The organism is Entomomonas sp. E7T21, assembly GCF_058693955.1.
Window position 1 is genome coordinate 307,942 of the sequence record NZ_CP191672.1, and the last position, 21,735, is coordinate 329,676.

At 36.1% G+C, this 21,735-nt stretch carries 19 protein-coding genes; 11 read left to right on the forward strand and 8 right to left on the reverse strand.

Annotation, left to right across the window (positions count from 1 at the left end; genetic code table 11):
• Positions 1 to 5 precede the first annotated feature (5 nt).
• Positions 6 to 1,511, forward strand: a complete 1,506-nt coding sequence (adeC, locus tag ACQVD9_RS01495; RefSeq protein ID WP_264747142.1) for an AdeC/AdeK/OprM family multidrug efflux complex outer membrane factor — start codon at positions 6 to 8, stop codon at positions 1,509 to 1,511.
• A 78-nt stretch (positions 1,512 to 1,589) separates the two neighbouring features.
• On the opposite strand, the gene ACQVD9_RS01500 is transcribed toward adeC, so the two are convergent.
• The 3 genes from ACQVD9_RS01500 to ACQVD9_RS01510 all read right to left on the reverse strand — a co-directional run bounded on the left by ACQVD9_RS01500 (position 1,590) and on the right by ACQVD9_RS01510 (position 3,983).
• Positions 1,590 to 2,783 carry an amino acid aminotransferase gene (locus tag ACQVD9_RS01500; protein WP_264747143.1) on the reverse strand — a complete coding sequence of 398 codons (1,194 nt, stop codon included), beginning with the start codon at positions 2,781 to 2,783 and terminating at the stop codon, positions 1,590 to 1,592.
• A gap of 42 nt (positions 2,784 to 2,825) precedes the next feature.
• Entirely contained in the window at positions 2,826 to 3,302 is a 477-nt protein-coding gene (gene smpB / locus ACQVD9_RS01505; protein WP_264747144.1) for an SsrA-binding protein SmpB, read from the reverse strand.
• 78 nt (positions 3,303 to 3,380) lie between these two features.
• Positions 3,381 to 3,983 carry a nitroreductase family protein gene (locus ACQVD9_RS01510; protein WP_264747145.1) on the reverse strand — a complete coding sequence of 201 codons (603 nt, stop codon included), beginning with the start codon at positions 3,981 to 3,983 and terminating at the stop codon, positions 3,381 to 3,383.
• Between the two features lie 204 nt (positions 3,984 to 4,187).
• On the opposite strand from ACQVD9_RS01510, the gene gpmI reads away from it, so the two are divergent.
• The 5 genes from gpmI to ACQVD9_RS01535 all read left to right on the forward strand — a co-directional run bounded on the left by gpmI (position 4,188) and on the right by ACQVD9_RS01535 (position 12,590).
• On the forward strand, positions 4,188 to 5,723 hold the full coding sequence (gene gpmI / locus ACQVD9_RS01515; RefSeq protein WP_264747146.1) for a 2,3-bisphosphoglycerate-independent phosphoglycerate mutase: 1,536 nt from the start codon (positions 4,188 to 4,190) through the stop codon (positions 5,721 to 5,723).
• A 105-nt stretch (positions 5,724 to 5,828) separates the two neighbouring features.
• Positions 5,829 to 7,040 (forward strand): murein hydrolase activator EnvC family protein, encoded by a 1,212-nt coding sequence (locus tag ACQVD9_RS01520; protein WP_264747147.1) that lies wholly within the window; start codon positions 5,829 to 5,831, stop codon positions 7,038 to 7,040.
• A 33-nt stretch (positions 7,041 to 7,073) separates the two neighbouring features.
• Positions 7,074 to 8,393 carry a S41 family peptidase gene (locus ACQVD9_RS01525; protein ID WP_264747148.1) on the forward strand — a complete coding sequence of 440 codons (1,320 nt, stop codon included), beginning with the start codon at positions 7,074 to 7,076 and terminating at the stop codon, positions 8,391 to 8,393.
• 21 nt (positions 8,394 to 8,414) lie between these two features.
• Entirely contained in the window at positions 8,415 to 10,262 is a 1,848-nt protein-coding gene (locus tag ACQVD9_RS01530) for an ATP-binding protein (protein ID WP_264747149.1), read from the forward strand.
• 18 nt (positions 10,263 to 10,280) lie between these two features.
• Positions 10,281 to 12,590, forward strand: a complete 2,310-nt coding sequence (locus ACQVD9_RS01535) for a hypothetical protein (RefSeq protein ID WP_264747150.1) — start codon at positions 10,281 to 10,283, stop codon at positions 12,588 to 12,590.
• 33 nt (positions 12,591 to 12,623) lie between these two features.
• Here the strand turns inward: ACQVD9_RS01535 and ACQVD9_RS01540 are convergent, their stop codons facing one another.
• A complete protein-coding gene (locus ACQVD9_RS01540) occupies positions 12,624 to 13,073 on the reverse strand; it encodes a GNAT family N-acetyltransferase (protein WP_264747151.1) in 450 nt (149 codons plus the stop codon).
• Positions 13,074 to 13,221: 148 nt separating this feature from the next.
• Complete coding sequence (locus tag ACQVD9_RS01545) at positions 13,222 to 13,560, reverse strand: YegP family protein (RefSeq protein WP_264747152.1); 339 nt, start codon at positions 13,558 to 13,560, stop codon at positions 13,222 to 13,224.
• Between the two features lie 290 nt (positions 13,561 to 13,850).
• On the opposite strand from ACQVD9_RS01545, the gene ACQVD9_RS01550 reads away from it, so the two are divergent.
• A complete protein-coding gene (locus ACQVD9_RS01550) occupies positions 13,851 to 14,804 on the forward strand; it encodes a YbgA family protein (protein WP_264747153.1) in 954 nt (317 codons plus the stop codon).
• Here ACQVD9_RS01550 and ACQVD9_RS01555 read toward each other — a convergent pair.
• The gene (locus tag ACQVD9_RS01555) at positions 14,801 to 16,336 is read right to left on the reverse strand and encodes a B12-binding domain-containing radical SAM protein (RefSeq protein ID WP_264747154.1); all 1,536 of its coding nucleotides are present in this window, start codon (positions 16,334 to 16,336) and stop codon (positions 14,801 to 14,803) included. The two genes, ACQVD9_RS01550 and ACQVD9_RS01555, sit on opposite strands and share 4 nt — an antisense overlap.
• A 230-nt stretch (positions 16,337 to 16,566) precedes the next feature.
• Between ACQVD9_RS01555 and nth the strand changes: the two genes are divergently transcribed.
• Both nth and ACQVD9_RS01565 read left to right on the forward strand, forming a co-directional pair.
• Complete coding sequence (nth, locus tag ACQVD9_RS01560; protein ID WP_264747155.1) at positions 16,567 to 17,205, forward strand: endonuclease III; 639 nt, start codon at positions 16,567 to 16,569, stop codon at positions 17,203 to 17,205.
• A 106-nt stretch (positions 17,206 to 17,311) separates the two neighbouring features.
• A complete protein-coding gene (locus ACQVD9_RS01565; protein WP_413774174.1) occupies positions 17,312 to 17,485 on the forward strand; it encodes a PA3496 family putative envelope integrity protein in 174 nt (57 codons plus the stop codon).
• A 44-nt stretch (positions 17,486 to 17,529) separates the two neighbouring features.
• On the opposite strand, the gene gloA is transcribed toward ACQVD9_RS01565, so the two are convergent.
• Positions 17,530 to 17,922 (reverse strand): lactoylglutathione lyase, encoded by a 393-nt coding sequence (gloA, locus tag ACQVD9_RS01570; protein WP_264747157.1) that lies wholly within the window; start codon positions 17,920 to 17,922, stop codon positions 17,530 to 17,532.
• Positions 17,923 to 18,091: 169 nt separating this feature from the next.
• Positions 18,092 to 19,309 carry an argininosuccinate synthase gene (locus tag ACQVD9_RS01575; protein WP_264747158.1) on the reverse strand — a complete coding sequence of 406 codons (1,218 nt, stop codon included), beginning with the start codon at positions 19,307 to 19,309 and terminating at the stop codon, positions 18,092 to 18,094.
• A 185-nt stretch (positions 19,310 to 19,494) separates the two neighbouring features.
• Here ACQVD9_RS01575 and ACQVD9_RS01580 point away from each other — a divergent pair, with 185 nt between their 5' ends.
• Positions 19,495 to 19,914 carry an META domain-containing protein gene (locus ACQVD9_RS01580; protein ID WP_264747159.1) on the forward strand — a complete coding sequence of 140 codons (420 nt, stop codon included), beginning with the start codon at positions 19,495 to 19,497 and terminating at the stop codon, positions 19,912 to 19,914.
• 111 nt (positions 19,915 to 20,025) lie between these two features.
• Positions 20,026 to 21,585: a bifunctional aminoglycoside phosphotransferase/ATP-binding protein gene (locus ACQVD9_RS01585; protein ID WP_264747160.1), complete on the forward strand. Its 1,560-nt coding sequence runs from the start codon at positions 20,026 to 20,028 to the stop codon at positions 21,583 to 21,585.
• The last annotated feature ends 150 nt before the right edge of the window (positions 21,586 to 21,735 follow it).

Genomic DNA, 21,735 nt, shown 5'->3' on the forward strand with positions numbered 1-21,735 from the left:
TACAAATGAGAAAGTCATTATTATCAATTATGGTTATGACGGTTACTTTAACAGGCTGTACTTTAATGCCTGATTATCAAAGACCTAATTTACCAGTAACAAATACATGGCCAACAGGAGAGGCCTATCCTAAAGGCCAACAAGGGGCTTATGTAGATTTAGGCTGGCGCGAGTTTTTTAGTGATAAAGAATTACAATCACTAATAGAAATGTCTTTAGCTAACAATAGGGATTTACGTGTTGCAGCTCTAAACGTAGCCGCTTATGAAGCACAGTATCGTATTCAACGATCTGAGCTTTACCCTAATATTGGTGCTACAGGTACAGGTTCTCGTCAACATTTGCCAGGAGATTTATCAGGTACTGGTGACTCTAGGGTTAATAGTTCATGGGGTGTGACGCTAGGTATTACATCTTATGAGTTAGATTTCTTTGGGCGTATTCGTAGCTTGAATGAGGCGGCATTACAACAATATTTAGCTACCCAAGAGGCACAACGTAATACCCAAATTACTTTAGTTGCTAGCGTAGCTAATGCTTGGTTAACGTTGCAAGCCGATAGGGCATTACTTAAGTTAACAGAAGAAACATTACAAAACTATGAATATAACTATGACCTAGTTAGACGTAGTAATGAAGTGGGGGTTTCTTCAAGCTTAGATTTGGCACAAGCACGAACAGCTGTTGAGGGGGCAAAAGTTAATTTAGCTACCTATAAACGTCAGGTCGCGCAAGATTTAAATTTATTAACATTATTATTAGGTAGTGATTTACCAGATAATGTTAAAAATATGAAAGATAATAGTTTTAAACTGCAATACGTTAAAGAAATACCTGCAGGGTTACCTTCTGATTTAATGCAGAATCGTCCAGATATTATTGCAGCAGAGCATCAGTTAATGGCGGCTAATGCAAATATTGGTGCAGCACGTGCTGCATTTTTCCCAAGTATTTCTTTAACCAGTAATGTGGGAACAATGAGTACCAACTTTTCTAATTTATTTAGTAATGGTCAAGGTACATGGCTATTCCAGCCTACGATTAATTTACCTATTTTTACAGCAGGTCGTTTAAAAGGTAATTTAGATTATGCTGAAGTACAAAAAGATATTAATGTAGCGAATTACGAGAAGACTATCCAAACGGCGTTTAGAGAGGTGGCTGATGGATTGGCAGATCGTGAGACTTACAAAGATCAGGTAATCTCTCAAAGTAATTTTGTAGAAGCTAACCAAACCTATTATGATTTAGCAGATCAACGTTATCAGGCAGGTATTGATAACTATATTACTTTATTAGATGCACAACGTCAGTTATTTAGTTCTCAACAAAATTTAATTAACGTACGTTTAGCTCAATTAACCAGTGAAGTTAATCTTTATAAAGCATTAGGTGGTGGTTGGCAGGAAATGAATAGTCAATCACAACAAGCTGCTGAATCTAAAGAGACAGCTATCAGTATAACTACACCACAGAAAATAGATATTGAAGCAAAGAAAATTAGACGTTAATTAATGACTCATAAATAAAAATTGCTCCATCATATTTAATTATATGAAGAGCAATTTTTTTAGATTAATTTTATACATCTAATTTATAGCAGCGAAAGCCTTAGCCACGTAGTCAATATTATTTTCAGTTAAGCCAGACATACACATCCGACCACTATCAAGAATATAAACACCATATTCTTTACGCAGACTAATAGCTTGTTCTTTTGAAAAGCCCGTATAACTGAACATACCACGCTGTTTAATAAAATGTTCAGTATCAGTAATATTATGTTGTTGTAATTTTTCTACAAGTAAATTACGTATATTTAGAATACGTAAGCGCATTTGTTGTAGATCCATACGCCAAGTATTATTTAACTGCTCATCATTTAATACATTAGCAACAATAGTAGCACCTAAACAGGGAGGACTAGAGTAATTACGACGCACGGTTGCCTTTAATTGTCCTAGTACACGCTCTGCTGTTTCTTGGTCTTTACATACTACACTTAATGCACCAACGCGTTCACCATAGAGGGAAAAGATTTTGGAGAAAGAATTGGAAACTAACAAAGAAAGTCCAGCTTTAGCCATTGCTCGAATAGCATAAGCATCTTCGTTCAAGCCCTCTGCAAACCCTTGATAAGCAATATCTAGAAAAGGAATAAGGTGGCGTTCTTGCAGTATAGGAATTAAAGCATCCCATTGCTGGTTTGTTAAATCAGCGCCTGTTGGATTATGGCAGCAAGGGTGAAGTAAAATAATATCATTAGGTGCTGCTTGTTTAATACAATTTACCATTTCCTCGAAATTAACACTCAAGGTTTTATTATCAAAGTAGGGATAAGTGCTTACTTTGAAACCAGCACCAGCAAAAATATCTTTATGGTTTTCCCATGTAGGATTACTTACCCATACAGTTGCATTAGGATGATATTTTTTTAAAAAATCAGCACCAATTTTTAATGCACCAGAACCGCCTAGTGTTTGTGCAATGGCTACTCTATTTTCCTTTAAGCAAGGGTGGTCATTACCAAATAATAACGGTAACACAGCAGAGCGATATTCTGCTAGCCCTTCCATAGGTAAATAAAGGGTTGGTTTTTTTAATTGTTCAGGTTGAATAGTAGTTAATGCTTGTTTAACAGAAGGCAGTTGTGGAACTTGACCTTGCTCGTTGTAATAAAGGCCAATACTAAGGTTTACTTTCTCTTCTTTAGTATCCTGATAAAACTGCTCTACTAGAGAAAAAATAGGGTCACCAGCATAGGCATCAACTTGCTTAAACATTTGCATCTCCTACTATTATTTTATTGGTTTATAGATAATGTTTTAACGTTGCTCTTTACGGAAAGCTCTTTGTATCTCACGATTGGCATCTTTTTCCTTTTCAGTATGACGCTTATCGTAATCTTTTTTACCTTTCACAAGTGCAATTTCACATTTTACTAGGTGTTTTTTCCAGTACAGTGATAGCGCAACACAGGCATAGCCCTTTTGTTGTACAGCACCATATAGCTTACTTAACTCACGTTTGTGAAGGAGTAGTTTTCGAGTACGATCAGGATCAGCTACTACATGGGTGCTGATAGTTTGTAATGGCATAACATGGCTACCCAGTAACCATGCTTCTCCATCTTTTAATAGTACATAGCTATCCGTAAGCTGTGCTTTACCAGCTCTTAAACTTTTTACTTCCCAACCTGTTAAGGCAAGCCCTGCTTCAAAACGCTCTTCAATAAAATAATCATGAAATGCTTTTTTGTTTTGAGCAATATTGCCAGGAGATACTTTCTTCTTTTTAGCCATAACTTATTTATCTATTACAAAATTTCTACTACCGCATAGTATAGCGTATTTTGCCAGTAGTACTGTATTTAAAAGTAATTATTCAGTCGCGGACCAATAGTTAACTTTTTCTTTTAAATCTGGACGTTTTCGTTCAGGGTTCACTTTATCTGTACTGCCAATAAAAATAACCCCTGCTACTTCTTCATTTTCTTTGATACCAATGGTTTTCTTAGTATGCTCACTATAAGCCAACCAGCCACTAATCCAATTGGCGCCATAACCATAAGCATTAACAGCCCATAAAATATTCATACATACTGCACCTGCTGAAAGTAATTGCTCAAGTTCAGGTATATGGGAGTTTTTATCAATACAACTGATAACATAGATGATAAGTGGTACATCTGTTACAGTATGGGTAACAATTTGGGTTAGTTTCTCTTGTTGCTTTTCCGTTAACGTGTTTTTCTCAAGAGCAAAGTTCTTTGCTAGTTGTGTGCCTAAAGCTTTTCTTGCATCACCCTCTACAACCAGTAGACGCCAAGGTTCGATTTTTCCATGGTCAGGTGTGCGTAGGCCGATATTAAGAATATCAGTTAACTCTTCTGGTGTTGGTCCGGGTGCTGTTAAAGTAGGTGTTGCTGCAGAACGACGGGTTCTTAGAAAGTTTAGTATTTCTTGAGTATCCATATTTGACATTATTTTACTCTGCATAAAGTAATCTATTAGGGGTACTTAATCATTATTTCCAATGAACTGCAAATAAAAATTATAAAGTAATATTATATACAACGCTTTTATAACAGCTATTTACAATATCTATTAAGGATTATGCTATATTGGCAATAGTGTTAGGTTAAACTATAACCCTTTTTTATGGTGTTTTAATTAGAGAATTTATTTATGTCTAATTCTGCTTCTCCCTTAGTTTTGGTGATTTTAGATGGTTTTGGTCATCGCGAAGAGGTTAAATATAATGCTATTTTAGCGGCCAATACCCCTAATTATAATAATCTACTAAAAAACTACCCCCATGGCCTTATTTCTGGCTCTGGAATAGATGTAGGTTTGCCAGATGGGCAAATGGGTAACTCAGAAGTTGGGCATATGAATCTTGGTGCTGGTCGCGTTGTTTACCAAGACTTAACCCGTGTTAGTAAAGCCATTGATGATGGTGATTTTTTCAAAAATAGCATACTTTGCAATGTATTAGATAAAGCAATTAAACAGCATAAAGCTGTACATATCATGGGACTGCTTTCTCCAGGTGGAGTGCATAGCCATGAGGATCACATATTGGCTATGGTAGAAATGGCTGCTAAACAAGGCGCTAACCACATTTATGTACATGCTTTCTTAGATGGTCGTGATACGCCACCAAAAAGTGCTGAGGATTCGCTTAATAAACTTAATGAACATTTTGCTAAATTAGGTAAAGGACGTCTTGCTACAATGATTGGTCGCTATTATGCGATGGATAGAGATAATCGTTGGGAGCGTGTACAAGCGGCTTATGAGTTAGTGGTTGATCATAAAGCTGATTTTATAGCAAAAGATGCTATTTCAGCTTTACAAGCAGCTTATGAACGTGGTGAAAGTGATGAGTTTGTAAAAGCAACTCGTATAGGTGATGTTGCACCTGTACATGATGGTGATGCGGTTATTTTTATGAATTTTCGTGCAGATCGTGCCCGTGAATTAACCCGAGCTTTTGTTGAAAAAGATTTTACAGGTTTTAAACGGGAACGTGTGCCATCATTAGCTGGTTTTGTGATGTTAACCCAGTATGCAGCTACTATTGAAACCGACTGTGCTTTTCCACCCAGTAGTTTAAATAATGTATTGGGTGAGTATTTAGCCAAACAAGGTAAAACACAATTACGCATTGCTGAAACTGAAAAGTATGCACATGTAACCTTTTTCTTCTCAGGTGGACGTGAAGAGCCTTATAAAGGTGAGCAGCGAATTTTAATCCCTTCGCCTAAGGTGTCTACTTATGATTTACAACCAGAAATGAGTGCGTATGAGGTAACAGATAATATTGTTGAGGCAATAGAACAAAAACGTTATGACGTTATTGTTGTTAATTATGCTAATGGTGATATGGTAGGGCATACTGGTGTGTTTGATGCTGCTGTGAAAGCAGTAGAGACATTAGACCATTGCATAGGTCGCATAGTTAATGCACTTAATAAGGTAGGTGGTGAGGCATTAATTACCGCTGACCATGGCAATGTTGAAATGATGCAAGATGATAGTACTGGCCAAGCGCATACAGCCCATACTTGTGAGCATGTGCCTTTTATTTATGTTGGTAAACGTAAATTGCATATTAGACAAGGAGGGGTATTGGCTGATGTGGCGCCTACGATGTTGACCTTAATGGGATTAGCTATTCCTAAAGAAATGACAGGACAAAGTTTAGTTGTTTTTGATTAAGTTTTAATTTGAAACATCGAATGGTGACTGAATCGACTGTTTATAGCTTTAGTCACTGTTAACTAACTGTTAAAATAACCTTTTTTAAGGGTGTATTTAATTAATATGCAGCGTTTTTATTGGGCTCTTTTAATCTCTTTATTTGTTGCTCAGCCTATTATGGCTGATGAGCGTAGAGATACTCTGCACCAAATTGAAATGGCTAAACAGGAAGTTGCTGAGCTAGAAAAAGCATTAGGCAAACTAAGAGTGCAACAAAGTACGTCCCTTAAACAGTTACGCACTACAGAAACCGAAATAGCTAACTTACAGAAAAAAATTGCAGAACTAAAGAAAGAGCAAACAGAAACAGAATCTAAATTAACTTGGTTATCAGAAGAACAGCAAAAAGCAGAGCAAAAACGTCAAGAACAAGAACGTATTTTTGCCAGTCAGGCAAAGGCTACTTATGAAAGTGGTCGTCAGGAATATTTAAAATTATTATTAAACCAACAAGAGCCAGATAAAGTATCAAGAACATTGGTTTATTATGATTATTTAAGCCAAGCTAGATTAGTGCAATTAACAGAATTTCAAGAAACAGTTAAGCAGTTAAAAGATATTACTGAAGAGATGGAGCATTATCAGCAGCAATTAAATACCCAAAATACTGCTTTACAGGAGCAACGTAACCAACTAGCGGAAGTAAGAAAAAAACGCCAAGCAGTATTAGCGAGTCTCAATAAACAAATTAAAGAAAATAATGATCGTATAGTGCAACGTGAAAGGGATCAAATCGAATTAAATAAAGTACTGCGTACCATTGATGCAACGTTGGCTCGTCAGGCAAGAGAACGTGAAGCACAGCAACCAGTAACAACTACTACCAATAAAACTCAAGGGCAAACTGTCGTATCCAATGTTAATACAGGGTTTGTTGGTAATTTTGCACAGGCTAAGGGTAAATTGTCATGGCCGGTGAGTGGCAAAATCATTGCCAATTATGGCTCAACCCGTGGTGATGATAGTCGTACTAAATGGGATGGTGTATTAATTTCTGCTTCCCGTGGGGCAAGTGTAAAAGCTGTTCATGAAGGCCGTGTTGTTTATTCTGATTGGTTAAGAGGAACAGGTTGGTTAACTATTATAGACCATGGGCAAGGCTATTATAGTCTTTATGGGCATAACCAAACATTATTAAAAAAAGTAGGGGATGTAGTTAAAACAGGGGATGCTATAGCAACAGCTGGTAACAGTGGTGGTATAGATACAGTTGCATTGTATTTTTCCATTAGACAGCAAGGTCAAGCGGTAAACCCTGTTTTGTGGTGTCGGTAATAGAATTAATTTTATAGTACTTAGGAGTGGCTTATGCCAGTGAAACAACGTTTTATGCCATTAGTGATTATATCACTTGTATGTTCTTTATTAGGACAGGTTGCATATGGGCAAACAACTCCTGAAAAATCAGCTACCAACCAAGGTACTTTACCCTTAGATGAGTTACGTACATTTGTTGAGGTTTTTGAGCGAATCAAATCAGCTTATGTTGAACCTATTGATGATAAAACATTGATGGATAATGCTATTAAAGGCATGGTAAGTAATTTAGATCCTCATTCTGCTTACTTAGACGCTAAGATGTATAGTAGTTTAGAAGAAGTAACTTCAGGTCAGTTTGGTGGTCTAGGCATTGAAATAGAACAAAGTGAAGGGTTTATCAAAATTGTTACGCCTATTGATGACTCTCCAGCCGCTAAAGCAGGAATAAAAGCGGGTGATATTATTGTAAAGATTAATGATACACCTACTAAAGATATGCCATTAAGTGATGCGTCAGAGAAGATGCAGGGTAAAATAGGTGAAAAAATAAATTTAACCATTGTAAGGGGACAAGGTAAACCCTTTACTGTCACTATAACCCGTGCCAAAGTACAGTTCAAAAGTGTTAAGACACAACTGTTAGAGAAAGATTATGGTTATATTCGTATTTCTCAGTTTCAAACTAATACAGGGAAAGAGGTTAAAACAGCATTAACGCAATTGGTTAAACAAAATAATGCTAACTTAAAGGGTATTGTGCTTGATTTAAGAAATAATCCTGGTGGTGTATTACAGGCCTCAATTGATACAGTAGATCAGTTTGTTGATAAAGAGTTAGTTGTTTATACCAAAGGGCGCTTACCTAATACTGAGTTACGTTTTTATTCAAATGCAGGTGATCCAAGCAAAGGTGTACCGCTAGTAGTATTAATTAATAATGGTAGTGCCTCTGCAGCTGAGGTTGTGGCTGGTGCATTACAAGACTTAAAACGAGCAGTGATTATGGGTACTACTAGTTTTGGTAAAGGTTCTGTACAAACGGTATTACCCATTAATAAAAAAGAAGCTTTAAAATTAACCACTGCTTTATATTACACCCCAAAAGGACGCTCTATCCAAGCGCAAGGTATTGTACCTGATATCATTGTTGCCCAAGCAACAGTTTCACAAAATAAAGTGAATTTTGAAGTAAGAGAAGCAGACTTACAAAATCACCTTAATAATGCTAAAAATGATATTCCTTCAAGTAGCATTCAAACCAACACAGATCAGTTACAAAATAAAGATTATCAGTTAAGTCAGGCATTGTCTTTATTAAAAGGCTTAAATGTAGTGACTAAAACAGAAACTGATAAGGTGATTAAATAACAATTACTGTGTGCAAAGCTTATGACTAATCAACAAATTGGTGGTTCAGTAGATTCGAAAATCTGTGTGGCGGGTGTAGATCTTAATGGCTTAATGCAGGTATTAAGTAAGCATTTATATTCAACACCTATGGTAGCACTAAGGGAGTTGGTGCAAAATGGCCATGACTCATTGGTACGGCGTCGTATTGAGCAACCTAATTGGCAAGATCAAGGACGTATTACAGTTATTGGTGATCGCCATAACAAACAAGTACGAATCATTGATACAGGTGCTGGCCTGACTGAGTATGAAATCCATACTTTTCTAGCAACAGTTGGTGTCGGCTATACCCGTACACTTCGTCAGCAAGATGATGAAACAGGCTTAATAGGGATGTTTGGTTTAGGCTTTTTATCAGCCTTTGTTTTAGCAAAGCAAGTGACCTTGATTACCACCTCTTATCAACAACCTGATAAAGGCTGGTGTTACCGCTCAACTAATGCTGAGCAATATACGGTAACTGCTGTTGAACCTAGAGCTACAATAGGAACAGAAATAATTTTAGAATTAAAAGATGAGTTTCTGTTTTTAAGTACTCAAGAATCACTTAATCATATTTTAGGTCGTTACTGTATATTGTTGCATGAACCCATTTATATCAATGAGGCAAAGGAACCCATTAATCCTGAACCTCCACCTTGGCGAAAGAGAGATAGTGCAGTAGTTGTGCATCCTTTGCAGGAAATGCGCAAGAGATTAAGTTTTGCTGCAAGATTTGAGCAGAATTTTGAACCTATTTGTACCTTTCCTGTAAATCCAACTGAGCAAAGTGATGCAATAGGCATGTTATGGGTACAGGATGGCGCTACCTATGGTACCAGCGATAATCGTAATCTTTCCATCTTCTTGCGTGGTATGTTGTTAGATGATGATGCTCGTGATCTATTACCTTCATGGGCTGGGTTTATTGGTGGAGTTATTGAATCAAGTCGTTTAGTGCCTACTGCTAGTCGAGAAGACTTACAAAAAGATGAAAGTTATCATGCTGTGCAATATGCATTGAGTGAAGCATTAATTAATGGGCTAGCTGATGTAGCTAGTAAGCAACCAGAAATATGGCGGCGTATCTTAAAGCGTCATAATGAAGCTTTATTGGGTGCTTCATTGTGTGACGATCGTTTATTTGAGTTGTTAATGAGTACTATCCGCATCCCAAGCTCACAAGGTGACTTAACAGTTCAAGAGTTACGTTCTAATAATGCTATCCATGTTATGTTAGGTAATAATGGAGGTTTCGAAGATACGCTATTTCGAGCTTTACAAATGCCCGTAGCATTGGGTGATCGTTATGCGGTAGTACCCTTTTTACGTCGTTTTGCAGCAAGTACAGGGTGTAAATTAATTGAGTTAGGTACTGAACAAGGAAATCAGCATTTATTTTCCTTGGCTGAGTTAGCAGCAGATGAGAAACAATGGTTAACAGCACAATTAGCTGATGGAGAAGCCATTGTGGCAGCTCGTTTTTCGCCTGCTGAATTGCCTTTAGTGGTAGTGGCCGACAGGGAAGCTGAGTTAAAAAAACGTTTAGAAGAAGATGAAGCAGATAAAAAAATATCTCAAGCCGCTTTGCGATTAGCTCGCCAATTTACAGCAAAGATTACTGCAACTGAGACTGCAAAGTTATATATAAATTTAAATAATCAAGCTGTTATTGATTTATTAAAAGCATTTCATACAAAAAACACTAATGTAGAACAAGCAGCAAGATTATTAAAATCGTTAAAGGTTATTATGGCTGGACATGATATTCATAACCATACATTAGATTTAAATCGTGCGTTGGTTGATTTTACTCAAACGATACAAACCGTATTAACGCACTTGTGATTATACAGAGGAAACAACATGGATATTTGGGATTGGGTGATTCGTTTAGAAAACGATTTAGAAGAAGCGGGGCAAGAACATGCTAGCCGTATTATTGAGCAAGTCACTACTGAAATATTAGATCTTAATATTGGTAAAGCGGATGCTCTAATTCCAGAAGCTATTGCATTAAGCCGTAGTTTAAAAAATCCTTGGTTGGAGGTATTTTTTCGCCATTGGGAAATGCGTAATCGTATTGGTAATAAATCTGAAGGTGAAGCCGCATTAGCTGATGTGGTTTCTTTATTTGAGTTTGCCCATCGTGATGAAACCATTACTTGCCCACAAACAGTTTGTGTAACACAAGACTTATCAGCCTGTTATGCTAATATCGATGGTCCAGGTTGGGTGGAAGAGCGTAAAGCAGTTTGTAATGAAACATTCGAGCGTATTAATCCGAAATGGAATTGTTTTCATTGTTTATCCTGTGAATATGCCGATGCTTTATTAGATGAAGGAAAACCTCAAGAGGCGTTAGATTATTTAAAAGTACAAGAAGAAAAAATAGTTGCAGCTGGTGAAGATATTAGTGAAGCATTACGTACTTTTGAAATACAAGCCTTATTAAGATTAAATCAGCCTGAACAAGCCCTTACTATTATTGAACAATGTGAAGCAGAAATTGAAGGTTATGATTGGCCTGTTAATAAACAAGATAGACAAATTCTTAAAGCTCATATTTTAGCGTTATTAGGACGTACAGAAGAAGCATGGGAAGTATTACCTGCATGGCGTGAAGTAGTACCTCGTTATTATTTAGGTTGGATAAGAGCCGTGGATGCTTTATTAGCCAAAGATCCAAAACAAAATAATTGGTCATTGGGTAGTGCAATACAAGCAGCGTTAGATCATTTTGTTAAGGTTGGTGCTCAGCGTAGAGTAATTGAAGTTGCAGAGGTACAAATTAGAGTTGCCTTAGCAAGAGGTAGTGTATGGACGGCTAAAAGGGCATTAAATATTGCTTATGAGACGCTACCCAAATTAAGAGCACCTTTAGGAGCAGATCAATTATTGGCAGAGTTATCTGCAAAAATTGATACGCTGTCTGCCAAAACAGCATTGCCTGTTCCTGTCGGGCAGTTATTGGAATGGTTGGATAATCAAGCAAAACAAAATGAAGAGGCAGGACGTAACCCTGAGCAAGAAGTTGAGTTGCTAATGTTAGCAGTAGCAGAACGACCAGATGATGAGCAGTTAGTAGATATCACTAGTTCAGCACTGCAAGCATGTAATGCAGTCAAAGAAGCTGAAACATTATTATGGGGTTATATAGAGCGTAATCATCAACATGAATCAAATTTAGCTTACTATTTATTAAATTTATTATTGGGTAGTAACCAATTAGCAGAGATTGATCGTTTAGTTAATTATTACAAAGAGTCACAACCTACTATTGCTTTATGGTGTCGTGTTCAGCAAGCGTTTGCTAAAGATGAATTGGATTCTGCGAAACAGCTTAGTTTAGAAATGCATGAGCTAGTACCTGATTATTTAGGTCCATTACGTATCTTAGTCACTATTGCTGTACGCCAACAAGACTTTGCGGAAGCAGAGAAATGGCAGCAGGTCGTTGTTGAGAAAACTATAGAAGATCCTCGATCAGAATTATGGGATTTATTAACCTATAGCTGTGCTAATCAAGATTGGGCGGAGGCGCGAGAAGTAGCTAAACGTTTGGAACTGCCTCTAAAATCCACTGAGGGAGTAATAGAGGAAGATTGGGGCTGGGTACGTGTTGAGGTGTTGGAAGAAGGTGAAACTATAGAGTACTTAGCAAGGTGTACAGGGCCAGTAACAGCGGTTATTAAAGAGCCTGCACATCCTTCTAAAATACAGCGTGTAGATGATTGGGTAGTTTATGATGCAGCCCAGTTAGCACCTGTGCCAGAAGATGAAGAAGAACGAAAATACTTTATCCCTCTGTATAGAATGATTAAAACTTTACAGCAGGGTAATTTTGGACAAACGTGGTTTGTAGATGGTGTTTATCCAGGAGATGAAGCTTTTAATGCTTTCGAACGTTTAGTGGAATCTAAGGGGTGGCGAGTGTGGGTCAATAGTAACCAAAATTACCAAGTGACGGATCAGTTTGACTTAGATGAAACACCTTTACGAGGTATATTTTTCTCTATAACTGCACCTAGTAATGTGGCCCCTGCTGAGTTACATAAATTATTAGAAGAGGTCACAGATGATTGGCAATATCCTGTACATTGGCTACGTTTAGCTGAAGCAGTGGGCGCTTCTATAGAGCCTCATCAAGAAATTATTAGTCGTTATAATCTGTAAATAACATAAGGGGGTAGTTATAAATACTACCCCTTATTTTTTATAATAATATTTTAAATAGATCATATCTATTAGTTGTTTGTCTCTATCAAAAATAGGGTGATCGTAATTATCAATAAAGAAGTTTGCTATTCTATGGGAATATCTAAAACCACAACTTTCATAGAAAGGAATAGTTAAGTCACTCTCTCCTGTACCAACCTGTATAGTCGTACATTTATTTTTATAATATTCTAAAATATACTGAATTAATGATTTACCATAGCCTTTACCTTGGTATTTTTCAACAGTAGCAATATTTTTTATTTCATAAAGATCTGCTGATTCTTGGGTAATAACACAAATACTTTTTAGATCACCATCATAGAGCGCGAACATATCTCCGCGTTCTAAATATTTATCTATCATGCTCTCTTGTTCATCTGCTAGTAATAACAAATCAAGAAAACGTTTTTTATGATTAAGTATGGGGTGAATTTGCATATATTGTATTAGGCCATCTCTTTTATTTAGGGAGTATGACAAAAAATACAATAAAATATAAGTAGGTATTTTGAGCGATTATGGTAGGAATAAACTAATAAAACTATTAGGTACCCAATTAAGGGCACCTAGAGTTGGCTAGAAGTTTTTATGCTTTTGTTAAATCTTTAATAGTAGCAGTTGAACCATTTTTCTTAACAGATTCAATACCACTATCTCTAGCTGCTTCACTATTATACATTTCACTATTACCAATTACTTGGTAATTAGCTGCTTTTAAAGTAAAGTAAACCTTACCATTTTTACTTTTTAAGCGACTGTATTTGGTATCATCACCACTGTTTTTTTGTACAGAAGCAATACCATTTTGTGCTGAAGCTTTTTGTTTGTACATTTCACTAGTAAGAATTATTTCACCATTACTAGCCTTTAAATTAAAATAAAATTGCCCGTCACGTGCTTTTTTTATTTCAAAGACACCAGCCATTCTAGACTCCTCTAATAGTTTTAAATAGAACACACTATATTTATAAAGCTAAATATAAAAACTTTATACTAGACATAAGCCTATAGATAATTAGTTGAATATCTATGGAATACAGGATATTACGAGGAGTAGAGATTATTGCTATATGATTTGGTATGTTGTTTGTAATTAATTAGTAATAAATTTTTATATGACAGGTTTAGTCGGTGGTCTACATTAGTCGATATATCTTTTTAGAGTAGAGCTTATACAATGTTAATAAATAAATTTTAGTATTTGAGAAGAAGTGAATGATAGATAAGATACAGATAGGTATTAGTGCTTGTCTTATGGGTGAAAATGTTCGTTACAATGGTGGTAATAAGTCTTTTGGCTTTGCCCTCGATGAGTTATCAGCTTATGCTAATTTTCAATTAGTTTGTCCTGAAATGGCTATAGGTTTAGGAACACCTCGCCCAACATTACGATTGATAAAAAGTAATAATGATGTAGTTATGCAGTTTACTGATGATAGCAATGTTGATTTAACAGAAAAGATGAGAACATTTTCTAAAAGACATGTGGCTTCATTAAGCCATCTAAGTGGTTATATTGTATGTGCTAAGTCACCTAGTTGTGGTATGGAGCGAGTTAAAGTCTACGATGAAAATAGTAACCGTTGTCGTAAAGAGGGCGTTGGGCTTTATACTGCTGAGTTGATGAAGCAAATACCTTGGTTACCTGTGGAGGAGGATGGTCGGTTAAATGATAACGCTATCCGTGAAAATTTTATTGAACGAGTATTTGCACTTAATGAGTTAAACAAGTTGCAAGAAAGTGGTTTAACGCGCGCGAAACTAATAGATTTTCATAGTCGTTATAAATATACCCTATTAGCTCATTCACAATCTCAGTATAGAGAAATTGGTCGTTTTGTAGCTCGTATTGCTGAGTGGGATTCCCTTCAGGCATATTTTGTGGAATATCGTAATCAATTTATGACACTACTCAGTTGTAAAGCAACAAGAGCTAATCACACTAATGTATTAATGCATATTCAGGGGTATTTTAAGAAACAATTAACAGCAAAACAGCGCCAAGAACTAACACAATTAATTGATCTTTATAGACAAGGTATTCAGCCATTATTAGCGCCTATTACACTATTAAAGCATTATTTAGCAGAACACCCAGATCAATATCTATTACAACAAAGGTACTTTAATCCTTATCCAGAAGCATTAAGATTAAGGTATGGTTTTTAGCCGTTACTATGCTGCTGTTGTCGTTTAGGTAATGTTTTTTGTTTAGTCTTATTGATTAAATGCTCTTTCCAGTTCTCAGGAGGATCACCTAAAAATCTTGGCCAACCATGAGTGCCAATACGAATAAAATCTTGTTGCATAGCTTGTTGGATAGTTTCCAAGCTATGATCAGTATGTTCATTCAAATAATCAAATACTAAAGCTAATAGTTTATCTAAGGCTATGCCATGAGTTTGGTTAACTTTAGGAAATGCCCAATAACTAAAATCCGAAATAGCATTAAAAGCATCATCTCTAAGTAATAAGGGTAAGGTGTTTTTAAAGCGTCCAGAGTTAGCAATTAAGTCCCAGAATTTAGCAATACGTTTAATATGGTTTAGTGTTTCAAAACGCATATCTTTATTTTCTAATACAGAGTAAGGGGGCGTTAAACTATATTTATAATTATAGGTTTCGGTATGGCGAATAATAGGCGTACCTTTTAAACGTTTTAATATGCCCAACTGTATTTCTTGGGGTTGCCATGCCCATAATTCATTAAAGCCTTTGCCGAACTCTTCTAATGTTTCGTCAGGCAGACCAGCAATTAAATCCACATGTAAATGTACCGTAGTCTTAGTGGATAACCAACGAATATTCTCTTGAGCTTTTTGCAAATTAGTTTTGCGAGAAATTAACGCTTGAGTAGTAGGATTTAACGTTTGAATACCAATTTCAAATTGTAAACTACCCTCAGGAAATAATAGGATGAGCTCTTTTAATTCATCAGGTAAGTGATCAGGTACTAACTCAAAGTGTAAAAATAAAGGATCATTAGGATTGTTAGTAATTTTGTCTAAAAAGTATTTTAGAATACAGGTAGTAAATTCTTTTTTTAGATTAAAGGTTCGGTCAATAAATTTAAATTGCCTTAAGCCACGCTGATAAAGCTTATCCATTTCCTGTAAAAAAGGTTCTAAAGGGAAAGTCCATGCTGTTTTATCAAGGCTAGATAAACAAAACTCACATTTAAAGGGACAACCTCTTGAAGCTTCTACATAAACAGTGCGGTGTTTAATATCGTGATCTGTATAGTAGTCATAAGGAAGAATAATATTCTCTAGCTTTTCTTGAATACCTTGGATAGCTTTCTCAGGGATGATTTGTTGGTTAAGTAGTTTATGACAGAGTTGATAAAAGCTAATATCTCCCCAACCTTTAATTAGATAATCAGCAGTCTGATATATTTCAGTATTTTCATATTCATAAGAAACTTCTGGCCCACCTATAATAACAGTAATTTCTGGACGTAATATTTTAAGTTCTTTGATCAGTTGAGTTGTTTCTATAATATTCCAGATATAAACAGAAAAACCAATGATAGTGGGTTGTTTTTCAATAATTTTTTCTAAAATATCTTCCACATTTTGTTGAATAGTGAATTCAACAATTTCGGTTTGTTGTTGTAGCTCATGCATATTGGCATAGAGATAACGCAATGCTAATGAAGCATGAGCAAAACGGGCATTTAAGGTGGTTAATAAAATAGACATTTAGGTATTTAATAGAGCCAGTGTAAATATTAATTTACTAGTATAGCAGTAAGGTATCTAGTTCTATAGCTATTGCCCTACATTTTTATACGTCGTTGAATAACCTCGCTGTACTGTCTTCAGTCATTCGCCTTGTCTAAATTTGTATAGCAACAGCTATAAAGAGAGTCATAACTGGGCAGATTGTTTGTTAAGGCTTATAATTCTATTCTTAGTATAGGGAGTTTGTTATGAATGCTACAAAACGTCGAGAAATATTTCGCCGCTTAAAAGAGAATAACCCACAGCCTACTACAGAGCTAGAGTTTCAATCTACCTTTGAACTGTTAGTCGCTGTTATGTTATCTGCACAGGCAACAGATGTTAGTGTTAATAAAGCAACTTGTAAATTATATCCTGTAGCCAATACTCCAGAGGCTATTTTTGCTTTAGGTGTAGAGGGGCTAAGTAAATATATTAAGTCGATAGGTTTGTATAACAGTAAAGCTAAAAATGTAATTGCCACATGCCAACAACTGATAGAAAAATATAATAGCCAAGTGCCTAGTACCCGTGAGGAGTTAGAAGCTTTACCAGGAGTTGGGCGTAAAACAGCGAATGTAGTTTTAAATACAGCATTTAAGCAAGCTGTAATGGCAGTAGATACCCATGTATTTAGAGTAAGTAATCGCACTCATATTGCTCCAGGTAAAACAGTATTGGACGTTGAAAAGAAATTAATGAAGGTTATTCCTAAAGAGTATTTGGTAGATGCTCACCATTGGTTAATTCTACATGGTCGTTATGTGTGTAAATCGCGAAAGCCAAGTTGTGGTAGTTGCTGTATAGAAGATCTTTGTGAATACAAAGAAAAAACATCGGATATTTGAATAATTAATAAATTAAATAAAGCTGATTGAGAAAATTAATTTTACCATGCTTTGATTTTAGGATATAAGGTGCGCCATAAATACCCCATTTTATGGAGTGATGGCGATGAGTAAAGAAGATATTGATTTAGATGATGATTTCCTAACTGATGAGTTAGAAGATGGAGATGATGAGGTGGATAACGCTAAAAATAATTTAGCGAAGCGCCGTATTATCGATAATATTTTAGAGGAACGCCGTCTTAATAAACAGATTGCAGACTTTGACTTTGATATTTAAAAAAAACCCGCTATTTAGCGGGTTTTTTGTAGTGTAATAATGCTTTAATCGTTACGATCTGGCGATAGTAATTCTATTTTATAGCCATCAGGGTCTTCAACGAAAGCTAAAATGCTGGTACCGTGCATCATAGGGCCTGGTTCACGAGTGATTTTGCCACCATTCGCTCTAATGGTTTCACAGGCATTGTAGACATCTTCAACTTCTAGTGCAATATGACCATAGCCATTGCCTAGATCATATTTATTAGTATCCCAGTTATGGGTTAACTCAATTACACTGGTGTTTTTTTCTTCTCCGTAGCCTACAAAAGCTAAGGTGAATTTACCTTCTGGGTAGTCTTTACGGCGTAGAAGTTTCATTCCTAGTACTTCTGTATAAAAAGCGATAGATTTGTCCAAATCGCCTACCCGTAACATGGTATGCAATAATCTCATCCGTAGTACCTCATGGTTAGTAGAAAAGGCGGTAGCTACATGGTTACCGCTCTTATAAAGGAGTGTTACTTATATAGCTATTACCCTAGTTTTTTATACATCGTTGAATGGCTTAGCGGTACTATGTGTACTGTCTTCAGCCACTCGCCTCGTCTAAAAAAAGAAACAGCTATAGTAATTTGCGGCCTTTTAAAGCAGCTATTCTTAAGCGTAGAGCATTAAGTTTGATAAATCCAGCTGCATCTGCTTGGTCATATGCACCGCCATCTTCTTCAAAGGTAGCAATATTGGCATCAAATAGAGAGTCATCTGACTTACGACCTATAACCATGACATTACCTTTGTATAGTTTTAAGCGCACTACACCATTAACGTTCTGTTGTGATTCATCAATCATCTGTTGCAACATGATACGCTCAGGACTCCACCAGTAGCCATTATAAATAAGGCTAGCATATTGTGGCATAAGGCTGTCTTTAAGATGTGCTACTTCACGATCTAAGGTAATAGATTCAATGGCCCTATGGCCTTGTAGCATGATTGTACCACCAGGAGTTTCATAGCAACCGCGAGATTTCATACCGACATAACGGTTTTCTACAATATCTAAACGGCCAATACCATTAGCACTGCCAATACGATTTAATTCTGTCAGTACTTCGGCAGCAGACATTGCTTTGCCATCAATCGCTACAATATCACCTTTCTTATAAGTTAATTCAATATAAGTAGGTGTATCAGGTGCTTTTTCTGGTGATACTGTCCAACGCCACATATCTTCTTCATTTTCTGCCCATGTGTCTTCTAAAACACCACCTTCATAGGAGATATGAAGTAAGTTAGCATCCATTGAGTAAGGCGATTTCTTCTTACCATGACGCTCAATAGGGATATTATGCAGGGCAGCATAGTCCATTAGTTTTTCACGGGATAATAAATCCCATTCACGCCAAGGAGCGATTACCTTAACACCTGGTTTAAGGGCATAAGCACCTAGCTCAAAACGTACTTGGTCATTGCCTTTACCTGTTGCACCATGAGAAATAGCATCTGCGCCAGTTTCATTAGCTATTTCGATTAGACGCTTGGCAATCAGTGGGCGAGCAATTGATGTACCTAATAAGTATTCACCCTCATAAATTGTATTGGCGCGAAACATTGGGAATACAAAGTCACGTACAAACTCTTCACGTAAATCTTCAATATAAATTTCTTTAACACCAAGAGCTTTAGCTTTAGCTCGAGCAGGCTCTACTTCTTCACCTTGGCCTAAATCTGCAGTAAAAGTTACTACTTCACATTGATAGGTATCTTGTAACCATTTGAGGATTACAGAGGTGTCCAAGCCACCAGAATAAGCTAGGACGACCTTTTTCACATCTGCCATGCCACCACTCCATAAAAAATATTTTATCAAACTGATGAGTTTACTGTACTATTCACAGAATTTACAGTAGTAACTATAAAAATACTCATACTAAAATAATATGAGTAATTAAGTCATTTTATGGGTTGATATAGAGAAACAACTGCGGTTTAATTGTTTCTTAGAAAAAATAGCAAGGGGTAATGATGAAAAAAATATTGATGGTTGTAGCAGTTGCTGCATTAATGGTTGGTTGTCAAACAACAAAGTCTACAAGTCTTACTGTCGCAGAGTTATATGGAAAATATAACTTAGTAAACTTTGATAGTGAGGTTGTACAAGCCTCTGAAAGACCAATGACTATTGGTTTTGAGCCAGGTGTAGAAGGTAAGGTAAAAGTACATGGTGTCCTTTGTAACACTTTTATTGGGCAAGCAGTATTAAATCAAGGTAAATTAACCAGTGATGGTTTAGCCTCTACCCGTATGGCGTGTTTCCGTGAAAAAGAAGCAGCAATGGAAACAGCTTTAGGCGATATGTTTAAAACAGGCGCCACTGTTAAGTTAAAAGGACCACAACTTATTTTAGAAGGTAGCGGTCATACCTTCACTTATCAAAAACAATAACTTGTGATCAATGTTTAATAAAAAAATCCCTAGGTAATTAGGGATTTTTTATTTTATAGCTTTATTAGCCATCTATAATGCAACTGATAAAAAAATTAAAAGGGAAAACCTATGACTGCTGAATTAGTTAAGAATCTTCAAAACCCTTCATTATATGATCATCCTGTAGAACAGTTTACAGTGATAGAAACCCATGTTTCATGGGTAATATTAACAGGGCCTTATGCTTATAAAATTAAAAAGGCCGTTGATTTTGGCTTCTTAGACTATACTCAGTTAGTTGATCGTAAACATTTTTGTGAAGAAGAGTTGCGTTTAAATCAACGTCTTACTAAGGATATTTACTTAGAAGTATTGCCTGTTACAGGTACAGAAGATAATCCTCAAATTGCTGGACAAGGTGAAGTAATAGAGTATGTATTAAAAATGCGTCAATTCCCTCAAGATCAATTATTAAGTCAATTGCAAGCACGGGGAGAGTTAACAGAGCAACATATTGACCAGTTAGCTAAGCAACTTGCAAAATTTCATCTGGCAACCCCTAAAGTAGCTCCAGCTCATGAGTTAGGTTCGCCTGAAGGAGTCATGGCGCCAGTTAGGCAAAATTTTGAGCAAATACGGGCTATGTTACCTGAAGACAAGGCAGGTTTTATTCAGTTAGATGCTTTAGAGGCTTGGGCTGAAAGTAGCTATGAAAGATTAAAACCTTTATTGGCTGAACGTAAAGCTAATGGTTTTATAAGAGAGTGTCATGGTGATGTACATTTAAATAATGCAGCTATTTTAGATGATCAAGTGGTGATATTTGACTGTATTGAATTCAATGAGCCTTTTAGACTGACAGATGTTACGGCAGATATAGGCTTTGTGGTAATGGATTTAGAGGATAGAAAATTATATTCATTGGCTAACCGTTTATTAAATACTTACCTAGAAGAAACAGGTGATTACCAATCACTAGAGATAATGAAATTCTATAAAGCTTATAGGGCTATGGTCCGTGCTAAAGTGGCTTTATTTAGTTTGGGTCATGTGACTGAACGAAGTGTAAGAGAAGCTATATTAAGTCAATATTATAACTACGCAAACCTTGCTGAAAGTTATACATTAATTCCTACCCGTTGTTTATTAGTTACTTGTGGTGTTTCTGCAGTAGGAAAAAGTTATATTTCTACTAAGATAGTTGAGCAATTTGGCGCTATAAGATTACGTAGTGATGTAGAACGTAAACGTTTATTAGGTGCTGATACACCAAAAGAGCAACTCTATAGTCCAGAAGCAACAGTTAAAACCTATGAGCATTTATATCAACTGGCTAAAAATAGTTTACGAGCAGGTTATGTTGTGATTTTAGATGCTGCTTATTTAAAACATGAGGAACGTGTAAAAGCTAAGCAAGTAGCAGAAGAAGTAGGAGTACCTTTCTTTATTGTAGAGTGTGATGCACCGTTAGAGATAATTGAAAAGAACTTAGCTAAGCGAGAACAAGAAAATAATGATCCCTCAGATGCTACATTTGAAGTAGTTAAGCAGCAATTAGAATGGCGTGAACCATTGACCGCTGAAGAGAAGGCGACAAGCTGTTTAGTAGAAACACAAAATAGAGAGAGTATAGAGAAGCTAATAGAGTATATTAATCAATATTTAAGACGTGATAAAAATAAATATTAATATTTTTCTTGCAAATGATAATTATTATCATTAATATGTACCTAAGTTGATCGCAAGACCAACTGGCAAGTCAAAGTATCCGATCTGCTGTTTGAGATTGTTTGGTTTGTCTCCTCATCAGGCTAATCACGGTTTTTACCCAGCATTTTG